The 12,607-nt window shown below is 64.5% G+C and carries 15 protein-coding genes; 12 read left to right on the top strand and 3 right to left on the bottom strand.

Annotated features, from left to right (window positions below; translation table 11 throughout):
* The first annotated feature begins 78 nt into the window (after nt 1-78).
* The 9 genes from ACTJI5_RS01865 to tatC all read left to right on the top strand — a co-directional run bounded on the left by ACTJI5_RS01865 (nt 79) and on the right by tatC (nt 7,349).
* Entirely contained in the window at nt 79-750 is a 672-nt protein-coding gene (locus ACTJI5_RS01865; protein ID WP_310253744.1) for a hypothetical protein, read from the top strand.
* Nucleotides 751-882: 132 nt separating this feature from the next.
* Nucleotides 883-2,610 carry an arginine--tRNA ligase gene (gene argS / locus ACTJI5_RS01860; protein WP_440859203.1) on the top strand — a complete coding sequence of 576 codons (1,728 nt, stop codon included), beginning with the start codon at nt 883-885 and terminating at the stop codon, nt 2,608-2,610.
* Entirely contained in the window at nt 2,610-3,377 is a 768-nt protein-coding gene (locus ACTJI5_RS01855) for an SPOR domain-containing protein (protein ID WP_310253740.1), read from the top strand. Before argS ends, ACTJI5_RS01855 begins: the two co-directional genes overlap by 1 nt.
* Nucleotides 3,378-3,484: 107 nt before the next feature.
* Nucleotides 3,485-4,492 carry a beta-N-acetylhexosaminidase gene (gene nagZ / locus ACTJI5_RS01850; RefSeq protein ID WP_440859202.1) on the top strand — a complete coding sequence of 336 codons (1,008 nt, stop codon included), beginning with the start codon at nt 3,485-3,487 and terminating at the stop codon, nt 4,490-4,492.
* A gap of 6 nt (nt 4,493-4,498) precedes the next feature.
* A complete protein-coding gene (locus ACTJI5_RS01845) occupies nt 4,499-5,272 on the top strand; it encodes a segregation and condensation protein A (RefSeq protein WP_310253736.1) in 774 nt (257 codons plus the stop codon).
* Nucleotides 5,269-5,862, top strand: a complete 594-nt coding sequence (gene scpB, locus ACTJI5_RS01840) for an SMC-Scp complex subunit ScpB (RefSeq protein WP_324070951.1) — start codon at nt 5,269-5,271, stop codon at nt 5,860-5,862. The genes ACTJI5_RS01845 and scpB overlap by 4 nt, the downstream gene beginning before the upstream one ends.
* 25 nt (nt 5,863-5,887) lie before the next feature.
* Nucleotides 5,888-6,124 carry a twin-arginine translocase TatA/TatE family subunit gene (locus ACTJI5_RS01835; RefSeq protein WP_037515303.1) on the top strand — a complete coding sequence of 79 codons (237 nt, stop codon included), beginning with the start codon at nt 5,888-5,890 and terminating at the stop codon, nt 6,122-6,124.
* A 32-nt stretch (nt 6,125-6,156) separates the two neighbouring features.
* Nucleotides 6,157-6,552: a Sec-independent protein translocase protein TatB gene (gene tatB, locus ACTJI5_RS01830; protein WP_310253732.1), complete on the top strand. Its 396-nt coding sequence runs from the start codon at nt 6,157-6,159 to the stop codon at nt 6,550-6,552.
* Between the two features lie 41 nt (nt 6,553-6,593).
* Complete coding sequence (gene tatC, locus ACTJI5_RS01825) at nt 6,594-7,349, top strand: twin-arginine translocase subunit TatC (RefSeq protein WP_058538614.1); 756 nt, start codon at nt 6,594-6,596, stop codon at nt 7,347-7,349.
* Between the two features lie 22 nt (nt 7,350-7,371).
* Here tatC and ACTJI5_RS01820 read toward each other — a convergent pair whose 3' ends face one another.
* Complete coding sequence (locus ACTJI5_RS01820) at nt 7,372-7,500, bottom strand: entericidin A/B family lipoprotein (protein WP_037515306.1); 129 nt, start codon at nt 7,498-7,500, stop codon at nt 7,372-7,374.
* Between the two features lie 222 nt (nt 7,501-7,722).
* The gene (mgtE, locus tag ACTJI5_RS01815; RefSeq protein WP_440859201.1) at nt 7,723-9,174 is read right to left on the bottom strand and encodes a magnesium transporter; all 1,452 of its coding nucleotides are present in this window, start codon (nt 9,172-9,174) and stop codon (nt 7,723-7,725) included.
* Between the two features lie 156 nt (nt 9,175-9,330).
* On the opposite strand from mgtE, the gene ACTJI5_RS01810 reads away from it, so the two are divergent.
* Nucleotides 9,331-9,777 (top strand): peptidylprolyl isomerase, encoded by a 447-nt coding sequence (locus ACTJI5_RS01810; protein WP_056374810.1) that lies wholly within the window; start codon nt 9,331-9,333, stop codon nt 9,775-9,777.
* A 38-nt stretch (nt 9,778-9,815) separates the two neighbouring features.
* Here the strand turns inward: ACTJI5_RS01810 and ACTJI5_RS01805 are convergent, their stop codons facing one another.
* Nucleotides 9,816-10,952 carry an NAD(P)H-dependent flavin oxidoreductase gene (locus tag ACTJI5_RS01805; protein ID WP_440859200.1) on the bottom strand — a complete coding sequence of 379 codons (1,137 nt, stop codon included), beginning with the start codon at nt 10,950-10,952 and terminating at the stop codon, nt 9,816-9,818.
* Between the two features lie 96 nt (nt 10,953-11,048).
* Here ACTJI5_RS01805 and nadC point away from each other — a divergent pair, with 96 nt between their 5' ends.
* Both nadC and ACTJI5_RS01795 read left to right on the top strand, forming a co-directional pair.
* Complete coding sequence (gene nadC / locus ACTJI5_RS01800; protein WP_310253725.1) at nt 11,049-11,897, top strand: carboxylating nicotinate-nucleotide diphosphorylase; 849 nt, start codon at nt 11,049-11,051, stop codon at nt 11,895-11,897.
* A complete protein-coding gene (locus ACTJI5_RS01795; protein WP_440859199.1) occupies nt 11,884-12,606 on the top strand; it encodes a ribonuclease T2 family protein in 723 nt (240 codons plus the stop codon). The genes nadC and ACTJI5_RS01795 overlap by 14 nt, the downstream gene beginning before the upstream one ends.
* Nucleotide 12,607 lies beyond the last annotated feature (1 nt).

Genomic DNA, 12,607 nt, shown 5'->3' with positions numbered 1-12,607 from the left:
GATAAGAAGCGGCGCGCATGAAGCGGGATCAACTGTCCCGACGCCTGTCAAAGCGCCTGTTTGGAAAGCTCGTTTATCATGATGTCCATTTCGTTTCCGTCCCGTAAGTTCCTGACCGTGCTGTGCGGCACGGCGGCCATGGCGACGGTGGCGGGCTGCGCGAAGGACAATGAAATCGACCTCGCAGGCGGCGTCGGCATCACCTCCACCCGCACCGCATGTCCCGCGGTCGCGGTGCCGCTGCACACCGGCGACATCACGCTGTTCGACCCCGCAACGAGCCGTGATGCGCGCGCTGTCGATGTCGTCGCCGCGATCACCAATGTGACGCCGGTATGCAACGACGCCGCGGAAAAGGTTTACCAGCTCGCGAGCTTCGACGTGGTCGCGACGCGCCGCGATGCCGGACCCGCGCGCACCGTGACCTTGCCCTATTACGCCACCGTGCTGCAGGGCGGCACCGCGGTTGTCGCGAAACGGCTGGGCAATGTCGCAGTGACCTTTGCCGAAGGGCAGGTGCGCGGCACCGGTCGTGCGCAGGCTTCGGCCTATGTCGATCGCGCCGCGGCAACGCTGCCCGCCGACATTCAGGAACGCATCACGCGCAAGCGCAAGGCGGGCGACCAGGACGCAGCGGTCGATCCGCTGAGCCTTCCCGAAGTGCGCGCCGCGGTGCAGCGGTCGAGCTTCGAACTGCTCGTGGGCTTCCAGCTGACGCAGGAACAGCTCGAATATAACGTCCGACGATAGGGCCGCGGCGGCGCCAGGCGCCGTTCGCATCTTCACGCCCCGCGCGCCGATCGGCGACGCGGGGCTTTTCGCGCCCGCCCAGCTGCTATAGGGCGCGCGCAAGACTTTCCTGATCGAAGATAGGCCAGCCCCGTGACCCTGTTCAGCCGCTTTTCCGACCACATCGGCGCCGCGCTCGACGCGCTTGCCGCCCGCGACGCCCTACCGGGTGGCCTCGACCGCAGCGCGATCAGCGTCGAACCGCCGCGCGATCCCGCGCATGGCGACGTCGCGACCAACGCCGCGATGGTGCTGGCGAAGCCCGCGGGCATGAACCCGCGTGCGCTCGCCGATTTGCTCGTTGCCGAACTCGGCGCGCTCGACGAAGTGACCGAGGCGAGCGTCGCGGGGCCGGGCTTCATCAACCTGCGTCTCGTCGATGACAGCTGGCGCGACGAACTCGCGCTGATCTTCAGCGAGGGCGGCGACTATGGCCGTTCGACGATCGGGCAGGGACGGCGCGTCAACGTCGAGTATGTCTCGGCGAACCCGACCGGCCCGATGCATGTCGGCCACTGCCGCGGCGCGGTCGTCGGCGATGCGCTCGCCGCGCTGCTCGAATATGCCGGGCATGAAGTGATCCGCGAATATTATGTCAACGACGCCGGCGCGCAGGTCGATGTGCTCGCGCGCTCGGTGCACATGCGGTATCGTGAAGCGCTCGGCGAGGATATCGGCGCGATCCCCGAGGGGCTGTATCCGGGCGATTATCTGATGCCGATCGCGGGCAAACTCGCGGCCGAATATGGCGAGCGCTTCGTCGGTGCGCCCGAAAGCGCGTGGCTCGGCCTGTTCCGCGCGGAGGCGGTCAGCGCGATGATGGACATGATCCGCGCCGACCTCGCCAAGCTCGGTATCCATCACGACCTGTTCTCGTCCGAAGCCGAATTGCAGGCCGAGGGCAAACCCGCCGCCGCCGAAAAATGGCTGCGCGACCATGACCTCGTCTACGACGGACAGCTCGAGGCGCCGAAGGGCGAGACGCCCGAGGATTGGGAACCAGTCGAATTGCCGCTGTTCCGCTCGACGCAGTTCGGCGACGATCAGGACCGCCCGATCAAGAAGTCGGACGGCAGCTGGACCTATTTCGGCGCCGATCTCGCCTATCATTTCCAGAAGAGCCAGAATGCCGACGAACTGATCGACATCTGGGGTGCCGACCACGCGGGGACGGTCAAGCGGATCAAGGCCGCGGTCGCGGCGCTCACCGGCGGCAAGACGCGTTTCGACGTCAAACTGGTGCAGATGGTGCGGCTGCTCAAAAATGGCGAGCCGTTCAAAATGTCGAAGCGCGCGGGCAATTTCGTCACGCTCGCCGATGTCGTCGACGAGGTCGGCAAGGACGCGGTGCGCTTCACGATGCTGACGCGCAAGGCCGACGCGCAGATGGATTTCGACTTCGCCAAGGTTGTCGAGGCGTCGCGCGACAACCCCGTCTGGTATCTGCAATATGCCAATGCCCGGATTTCGCGGCTGCGCAAAAAAGCCGCGGATGCTGGGATCGTACTGCCGGAGCCCGCTCCCGCGCGCCTCAATGCGCATGAATTGGGGCTGGTGAAACTGCTCGCGCAGTTCCCGCGGATCGTCGAAGCCGCCGCGTCGGCGCGCGAACCGCACCGGATCGCCTTTTACCTTGCCGATGTCGCGGCGGCGTTCCACGCCTGGTACAATCTCGGCAACGATGACCCCAGTTTGCGCATCGTTCTCGACAATGACCCCGAATTGACCGCGACGCGCCTTTATTTGGCCGACGGAATCGGGCAAGTCATCCGTAACGGGCTGTCCCTGATGGGGGTAGAGGCGCTCGAGGAGATGAACTGATGGCCGGCGACAAGAACGCAGAGCAGGGGGATGCAGGTCTCGGTCTCGATGACGAGGATCGTCTGCCCTGGCTCGAGGCTGCCGACGGATTCGAGGAGGATGGCGAGGTGTCGCCCGCCCGTCTGCTCGTGATGGTGCTCGGCGGGCTCTTGCTGATCGGGGTGGTCCTCGGCGGTCTGTGGTGGGTTCAGAATGGCGGCACGCGCAGCGACGGCGAACTGATCGCGGCGCAGGACGGCGACTATAAGGTCGCGCCGAAGAATGACGGCGCCAAGGCGTTCGAGGGCGAAGGCGATGCCAGCTTCTCCGCCAGCGAAGGCGCCGAACCCGCGGGCAAGGTCGACCCGACGCGCATGCCCGAAGAGCCCGCTGTAACGCCTCAAGAACGCGAGGCCGCGGTAAAGAAGGTCGCAGCAGACAAGGCCGCCGCCACGAAAGCCGCTGCCACAAAGGGGGTGCCGGCGGACAAGGCGAAGCCCGCCGCAGCGCCGGTGAAGACCGCCGACGCTCCCAAGGCCGCTCCGGCATCGGGGGCGGCGATGATCCAGCTCGGCGCGTTCAGCAGCGACGCCGCGGCGGCGAAGGCATGGACGAACCTGTCGAAGCGCTTTGCCTATCTTGCCGAACTCAACAAATCGGTTTCGCCCGCGAAAGTTGGCGACGGCACCGTCTATCGGCTGCGCGTCTCGGCAGGGACAGCCGCCAATGCCAAGAATTTGTGCGGAAAATTGCGCGTTGCCGGTGAAAATTGCGTCGTCGTTCGCTGATTCGGCCCGCTTGGCCGCAGACTCTGTTGGTGCAAATCCGTCGCCATGGCATGGTTGCCGCTTGGTCATCGCCTGAGGGGTCGGCGATCGATGGAGTTTGATGCACGATGATACCGGCAATTTTCGGCCTGTCGGGCCTGACCCTCACCGACGACGAGCGCGCTTTCTTTCGCGATAGCGATCCCGCGGGCTATATCCTGTTCGGGCGCAATATCGAAAATCGGGAGCAGCTGCGGCGGCTGACCGATGAACTGCGCGATCTCGACGGGCGCGCCAATCTGCCGATCCTGATCGATCAGGAGGGCGGGCGCGTGGCGCGCATGCGATCGCCCGAATGGCCGCTTTTTCCGAGCGGCGCGGCGTTCGATGCGCTCTACGACCGCGCGCCCGCAAGTGCGATCGAAGCCGCCCGGCTCAACGCAATGGCGCTTGCTGCCATGCTGTCCGAGGTTGGGATTACGGTCGACTGCCTGCCGCTGCTCGACGTGCGTCAGCCGGGTGCGAGCGATGTCATCGGCGACCGCGCGCTCGGCAGCGAGCCGATGCGTGTTGCCGCGCTTGGCCGCGCGATCCTCGGCGGTTTGCAGGCCGGCGGCGTCGTCGGCATCGTCAAACATATCCCGGGCCACGGCCGCGCGCTGCTCGACACGCATGAAGCGTTGCCGATCGTCGCCGCGCCCGACCGCGATCTCCAGACCGATCTCGCGCCCTTTGCGGCATTGCGCGATGCGGCGATGGCGATGACGTGCCACGTCATTTTCGAGGCGTGGGACCCCGACCGGCCCGCGACGCTGTCGCCGATCGTCATCGACAACGTCATCCGCCAGCGTATCGGATTTCACGGGCTGCTGATGACCGACGATCTCGACATGAAGGCACTCTCGGGCGACGTGCCTTCGCGCGCCGCCGATGCAATTGCTGCAGGGTGCGACATCGCGCTCAACTGCTGGGCGAAGATGGACGATATGGTCGGCATCGCCAATGCGCTCGACCCGATCAGCACCGTGTCGCGCGCGCGCCTCGAAGGCGCGATGGACCGGATTTCGGGCGACAGCGACGCGCGCGCGTTCGCGACGTTGGTCGACCAGCGCGACGCGCTGTTGGCGACGGCCTGATCGCCGATGGAGGAATTGCCGCTCGATTTCGAAATCGTACCGGCAGCGCCCGAGCGCGACGATGCCTTGCAGCTTTCGTTCGAAAGCTGGGAAGGCCCGCTCGACCTTTTGCTCACGCTTGCGCGCAGCCAGAAGGTCGATCTCAAGCAGATTTCGATCCTGGGGCTGGTAGAGCAATATCTGACCTTCATCGCCGAGGCGCGCGAGCTGAAGCTTGAAGTCGCGGCCGATTATCTCGTCATGGCCGCGTGGCTCGCCTATCTTAAATCGGCGCTGCTGCTTCCCAAGGACCCGCTTGAGGACCCGTCGCCCGACGAACTCGCGTTGCGCCTGCAATTGCGGCTGCAGCGGCTGGCCGCGATGCGCGAGGCGGCGGCACGGCTGCTCGCGCGCGACCGCGTCGGCCGCGACGTCTTCTTGCGCGCGAAGCCCGAGGGGCTGCGCGACATCAAGGTGCGGCGCTGGGACGCCAGCCTTTACGATCTGCTGTCGGCCTATGGTCAGGTCAAGCTGCGCTCCGAGCCCGTCGTGCATATGGTGTCGCGGCGCCCGGTGATCACGCTCGATGCGGCGCTCCATCATCTCCAGCGGATGATCGGCGTAAAGCTCGACTGGGCCGAGCTGTCCGATTTCCTGCCGCCCGACTATGACGGCCCGCTGCGCCGCTCGGCGATCGCGTCGAGTTTCGTCGCCGCGCTCGAACTCGCGCGGCAGGGGCGCGTCGACCTGAAACAGGATGGCGCGTTCGAACCTCTTTATCTGAAGGCATCCGGGGCATGATCGACGATCTCGAACGCGCAATAGAAGCAATGCTGTTCGCGAGCGACGCGCCGCTCGACGCGCGGCAGGTTGCCGGACGGCTGGGCGACGAAATGACGCCGGGCGAGGTGCGCGCGATCATCCAGACGATCGCCGCACGCCATGCGGGAAGCGGAATCGAACTCGTCGAGCGCGGCGGGCATTGGCATTTCCAGACACCTGCCGATCTCGCGCACCTGCTCCGCCGCGAACGCGACGATCCGCGCAAACTATCGCGCGCGGCGGCCGAAGTGCTCGCCATCGTCGCCTATCACGAGCCCGTCAGCCGCGCCGAAATCGAGGCGATCCGCGGTGTCCAGACCTCGAAGGGCACGCTCGACGTGCTGATGGAGGCCGAATGGGTCGCGCCCGCGGGGCGCCGCGAGGTGCCGGGACGGCCGCTGATTTACAAGACGACCGACGCGTTCCTGCAACATTTCGGCCTCACGAGCCGCAAGGACCTGCCGGGAATCGAGGATTTGCGTGCGGCGGGACTGCTCGACCCGGTCGATCTCGCTTTCGAGGAAGCGATGGGCGAACTGGACCTAGTAAAAGACGGCGAAGAGGCTTAGATGACGGCCTCAAGGAGAATTTAAGATGGGTAGCTTCAGCATCTGGCACTGGCTCGTGGTCGGGATTCTCGTCCTGCTGCTGTTCGGCAAGGGCCGTTTTTCGGACATGATGGGCGATGTCGCCAAAGGCATCAAAAGCTTCAAGAAGGGTATGTCGGAAGACGACGCGCCGACGACGCCCGCACCCAAGCACATCGAGGGCCAGCGAGCGCCCGATGCCACCCCGATTTCGACCCCGACTGCCGAGCACGACAAGCTCTGATCGCCGTCTGCCTGCGGGGGAAGTTTTAGGTCATGTTTGACGTCGCGCCGACCGAGTTGCTGCTCGTCGTGTTGGTGGCCTTGGTGGTTATCGGCCCCAAGGATCTGCCCAAGGCGATGCGCTTTGTCGGCAAATGGATGGCGAAAGCGCGCGGCATGGCGCGCCATTTCCGCTCCGGGCTCGACACGATGATGCGCGAAGCCGAACTCGAAGAGCTTGAAAAGCAATGGCGCGAGCAGAATGACGCGATCATGCGCGAATTCCCGCGCATCGACGATGTGAACGCATCGCCGGCAACACCTTCGAATGCAGCATCGACCGAACCCACGAAGACCGAGCCCGTGACAGAAGCCGGGATCGACGAAGCGGCTGCGGCCAATCCGCCCGAAACGCATGCGATACCGCCGAAGGACGGCCCGCTGCCGTGACCGACGAAACCGCGACAGATGAGGATGGCGCCGGCGGCAAGATGCCGCTGCTCGATCATCTGATCGAACTGCGTTCGCGCTTGCTGAAATCGCTGATCGCGATCGGCCTCGCCTTTGGCGTGTGCCTCTATTTTGCCAAGCCGATTTTCGGCATTCTCGTCCAGCCGCTCGTTCGCGCGGGGCAGGGGAAGCTAATCTATACCCAGCTGTTCGAGGCGTTTTTCGTCGAGATCAAGGTCGCGCTGTTCGCGGCAATGATGATCGCCTTTCCGGTGATCGCGAACCAGCTGTGGAAATTCGTCGCGCCGGGTCTCTTCAAGCAGGAAAAGCGCGCGCTGCTGCCCTTCCTGCTCGCAACACCGGTGTTGTTCGCAATCGGCGCCAGCTTCGCCTATTTCATCACCATCCCGATCGCACTCAAATTCCTGCTCGGATATCAGGGCGACATTGGCGGGATTACGCAGGAAGCGCTGCCCTCGGTCGGCAATTATCTGAGCTTCACGATGCAATTCATCATGGCGTTCGGCATCGCGTTCCTGCTGCCGATCCTGTTGATGCTGATCGAGCGGTCGGGGCTGGTCACGCGCGAGCAACTGGTTTCGGCGCGGCGCTATATGATCGTTGCGGCCTTTGCGATCGCCGCGGTGTTCACGCCGCCCGATATTTTGAGCCAGCTGCTGCTCGCGGTGCCTTTGGTGTTCCTGTACGAAATGTCGCTGCTCGCGATCTGGTTTACCCAGCGCCGACGCAAAACAGGCGCCGAAGAGGCGCCTGTCGAGCCTCTCGAAGAGGCTTAGGGTAAGTTAGTCTCAGTCCCGATTAGTCGATGGCATCGCTGCCAGCTTGACCGACAGATTCGATGTCGCGACCGGCACCCTTTACCGTGTTACAGCCAGCGACCAGAAAGCTTGCCATCAGGGCGAGAAGGATTGCGCGGTAACTCGTCATATTTCTACCTCTCAGGATTTGTTGCAAAATGGCCCGGCACGCTTTCGAGGGGGGGGAGGGAATGCGGGCCGGGCCAATGTTGCTGAGCAGCGCTGCGGGGGGGCGATGACCGCTGCTCGAAATGGGAAACGACCAAAGCGGCGGATAAGTTCCGAAAAAAAATTGCGATAATGAATTTTTTTTCGGGTCTTTTTGAATCGCTTGAATTTCAACGGCTTGCCTTCAGATAGAGGTCAATCCGCTGAGCACGGCGAGGCCCAGGAAGGCCAAAAATCCCATGGAATCGGTCGTCATCGTGACAAAAATGGAACTCGCAACCGCGGGATCCTGATCAAGTCGATCGAGCAGCAGCGGGATCGCGACCCCGGCGACACCGGCAACGAAGATATTCACGACCATCGCCGCGGCGATGACGGAGCCAAGCTGCGGATTGCCGAACCATAGCGCAGTCGCGGTCCCCGCGATTAGGGCTATCGTCCCGCCGTTGAGCAACGCGATCTTCATTTCGCGCCAGATCGCACGCCAGCTGTTCGAGTCGGTGAGCTGGTTCATCGCGAGTGCACGCACGGTGACCGCCAGCGTCTGCGTGCCCGCATTGCCGCCGACGCCCGCGACGATCGGCATCAATGCCGCCAGCGCGACCATATGCTCGATCGCGCCGCCGAAAAATCCGACGATCGACGAAGCGAGCAGCGCGGTGCCAAGGTTGGCGATCAGCCAGCGCACCCGCGCGCTGTATGTCTCGCGGATCGGTTCGTTGATGTCGCCGTCGCCCGCGCCCGACAGGCGCAAAATATCCTCGCCCGCCTCTTCCTGAATGATGTGGACGACGTCGTCGACCGTGATCATGCCGACGAGCCTGCCGCCCTTGTCGACGACCGCGGCGGAGATCAGCGCATATTTCTGGAAGCGCAGCGCAACCTCTTCCTGATCCATGTCGACCGGGATCAGCGTCTGCTCGCGTTTCATCACGTCGCTGATCGCGATGTCGCGCGGGGTACGGAGGATCCAGCTTAGCTGGCACGTGCCGACCGGGCGGTGCCGGGGGTCGACGACGTAAATTTCCCAGAAGTCGCTGGTGAGGTTTGCATCTTCGCGTAGCCGGTCGATCACGTCGCCGACGGTCACATGTTCGGGCACCGCGACCAGATCGCGCTGCATCAGGCGCCCGGCGGATTCCTCGGGGAAGGAGAGGGCATCCTCGATCGCGGCGCGATCTTCGGGCTCCATCGCCTGGAGAACGGCCTGCTGCTCGTCCTCCTCCATATCCTCGATGATTGCAACGGCGTCGTCGGTATCGAGTTCGGACGCGAGTTCGGCGACTTGCTCCGGCGCGAGAAGATCGATCAGTTCCTCGCGGACATAATCGTTCATTTCCGCCAGCACGTCGGCGGACAGCATGTCGCCGAGCACCGCGGCGAGCATCGGGCGCTCGTCGGCGCGCGCCAGTTCGAACAGGTCGGCGATGTCGGCGGGGTGGAGGCGGCCGATCCGTTCGCGCGCCGCTTCACCTTCGCCGGCTTCGGCCAACTCGATCACGTCGCGCACGAATTCGGGCCTCAGCCGGTCGTCTTCGTCGAGTTCGGTGTCGGTTTCGCGTGCCGGTTGTTCGCGGTCGCGGTCATCGGCGATGACAACATCTTCCGGCGGCAGGGATTCTTCGCGTTTGTCCATCGCGCGGTCCTCCCTGAAAGTTGCGGCGTTCGAGCTTTCCCCTAGTGCTGCGGCCCGCGGATAGCAACGCCGCGAACGCCTTTTCGCGATTTAATGCGTGGCTTTGGCCGCCGCCCCGGCTATGGGACCGCCAACATAGACCGCAGGAGTTCTACCATGTCCGACACTCTCACCCTTTCGCTGTCGACCGGCGATGTTGTCATTCGCCTTCGTCCCGACCTCGCGCCGCAGCATGTCGAGCGCATCACCGGCCTCGCCAGCGAGGGCTTTTACGACGACGTCGTGTTTCACCGCGTGATTCCGGGCTTCATGGCGCAGGGCGGCGACCCGACGGGCACCGGCATGGGCGGCAGCGAGCTTCCCGACCTGCCGCAGGAATTCAGCAGCGAACCGCATGTCCGCGGCGTTTGCTCGATGGCGCGAGCGCAGAACCCGAACAGCGCCAACAGCCAGTTCTTTATCTGCTTCGATGACGCGCGCTTCCTCGACAAGCAGTACACTGTCTGGGGCGAAGTGATCGAAGGCATGGAAAATGTCGACGCGCTGCCCAAGGGCGAGCCGCCGCGCGAGCCCGGCAAAATCGTCAAGGCGACCGTCAGCTGATCTACGAAAATCCCCGCTTCGGCGGGGATTTTTTTTGCCTAGTCGCCGATAAAGCCATTAAGCCGCTCGCAGGCCACGACCCAGTCCTGCTTGAACTCCTGAACGACCTGCCCGGCGCCCATCGCCTCGTTCATCAGGCCAACGCCCTGGCCCACCCAATAGGTCGCGAGCGCCTTCGCGCCTTCGTGGCCGCCTTCGGACAATTTATCCACCTTGCGCAGCGCCGGTTCGCTGACCAGCGATTGCAACGGCATCGGCAGCGGTTTCGGCGCGTCTTCGGCTTCCCATGCGTCGGTCCATGGCGAGCGGAGCTGGCGCGAGGGTTTGCCGGTGCGGCTCTTCGACCGGATGGTGTCGCGCGACGACGCGGCGAGCATCTTTTCCTTCACCACCGGATTGGTTTCGGCCTCTGCGGTCGTCAGCCATACCGATCCGGTCCATGCGCCATGCGCGCCCATCGCCATCGCTGCCGCCATCTGGCGTCCGGTGACGATGCCGCCCGCGGCGAGGATCGGCGTGCTAGCGCCGACGGCTTCGACCGCCGCTGCGACTTCGGGCACCAGCACCATCGTTGCGACTTCGCCGCAATGCCCGCCCGCTTCGCCGCCCGCGACGACGAGGATATCGACTCCGGCGCGGACCTGGGTCAGCGCATGGTCGCGCGTCCCGACGAGCGCCGCGACGGGCACGCCGTGACGCTTGCCGAGTTCGAGCATCAACGGCGGGGGCACGCCGAGCGCGTTGGCGATCAGCGCGATCGGGTGACGAAAGGCGACCTCGAGCAATTTGGCTGCGCCGTCCTCATGCATATTGTCGCCGAAGCTCTGCCGACCCGCCATCGCCTCGGGCAAGCCCGCTGGATCGACGCCATGTTTTTCGAGCAAACCGGCGGCAAAGTTCAGATGCGTCTCGGGCACTTTCGCGATGGCGGAGGAAGGCGCCTCACCCTTGCCGATGAAGCTGTTGGGGACGATCAGGTCGACGCCATAGGGGCGCCCGCCAATATGCTCGTCGATCCACGCGAGCTCTTCCTCAAGCCGCTCGGGGGGCAGTGATGCGGCGCCGAACACGCCCATGCCCCCGGCTTTCGACACCGCGACGACGACGTCACGGCAGTGCGAGAAGGCTAGCAACGGAAATTCGATGCCGAGCATCGCGCAGATCGGGGATTGCATTGGGGACCTCTCCATTTGTCTATTTGCACCCATGTCAGCGTCAGTTGACGTAAACGTCAAGTTGATTTGCTGGGCAGGCGGATTATCGCGGGGTTCATGACCCAGTTTTCCTTGCCCGATTTCGACCTCGATGCCTTCGTCCGCGCCACATTGGCCGAGGATCTGGGGGCGGGGGGCGATATCACCTCGATGGCGACGATTCCCGCCAATGCACGCTTTGGCGGGGTGATGGACAGCCGCGACGCGATCACCGTTGCAGGCTTGCCGATTGCCGAGCGATTCTTTCGTGCGCTCGAACCCGCCATGGAGATCGAGATACTGGTCGAGGAGGGCGCGCAGGTCGCATCGGGCAGCGACCTGATGCGCCTGTCAGGCAATGCGCGCGCGATGCTGACGGCGGAACGGTCGGCACTCAACACCGTCCAGCATCTGTCGGGTATCGCGACGATGACTCGCCAATATGTCGACGCACTCGCCGGAACCGGCGCCACGCTGCTTGATACGCGCAAGACGATCCCGGGCCTGCGCGTGGTCGAGAAATATGCGACGCGCATGGGCGGCGCGACCAACCACCGCATGGGCTTGTGGGACGCGGCGATGATCAAGGACAATCATGTCGCGGTCGCGGGCTCGGTCGAGGAAGCGGTGCGCCGCGCGGTCGCTGCAGGAATCGCGGACATCATCGTCGAGGTCGATCGCGTCGCGCAGGTCGGGCCGGCGCTGAACGCCGGAGCGACGCACCTGCTGCTCGACAATATGGGTCTTGATCAGCTGCGCGACTGCGTCGCGCTGGTCGCTGGCAAGGTGCCGACCGAAGCGTCGGGCGGGGTGCGACTCGATACGATCCGCGCGATCGGCGAGACCGGTGTGACCTATGTGTCGGTCGGGCGGCTGACCCAATCGGCGCCAGCGGCGGACATCGGGCTCGATTTTGCGCTGGCCTAGTCTCGCCGTTCTCGGCCTGCTGTTGTCGCCGACGGCGGCCGAGGCGCAAGCGCTGGCGTGCAGCATAACCGACCGGATTCCGGTTCCGCGCCTTGAACAGCCAAAGCGCGGCGAACCCGTCCGTAATCCGGCGACCACCGGCTATCTGTTAGCCATGAGCTGGTCGCCTCAGCATTGCGCCGACGTCCGCAATCCGAAGGACGTACGCGATCGCTTTCAATGTTCGGGCGAGAATGGCCGTTTCGGCTGGGTGCTGCACGGGCTATGGCCCGAAACCGATAGTCCGGGTTATCCGCAATGGTGCCGCCCGGCGAAGATCGTACCGCAGCCGGTGCTGAAAAAGCATATGTGCATGACGCCGTCGGCGCAGTTGCTCCAGCACGAATGGGCGAAGCACGGCACCTGCATGAGTCCGAACCCCGCGGCCTATTTTCGCTCGGCCGAAATCCTGTTCCGCGCCGTCCGCTTTCCCGACATGAAGGCGCTCGCCGCCAAACCGCAAAACGCCGCCAGCGTCCGCCGCGCTTTTTCCGCTGTCAATCCGGGCGTGACCGCGCCGATGATCGCCGTGTCGGTCGACCGGCAGGGATGGCTGAACGAGGTGCGGCTGTGCCTGGGGCCGCGCATGAAGCCTACAAGGTGCAAGCCATTCCAGAGCGGAGCGAAAGACGGCCGCCAGATCCGCGTTCGACCGATGCCCGCGCGTTAGG

Source organism: Sphingopyxis sp. 22461 (genome assembly GCF_052044915.1).
In the GTDB taxonomy this organism is placed as follows: domain Bacteria; phylum Pseudomonadota; class Alphaproteobacteria; order Sphingomonadales; family Sphingomonadaceae; genus Sphingopyxis.
Note: the sequence above shows the minus strand (reverse complement) of the source record. Positions and strands in the feature narration are given on the sequence as shown.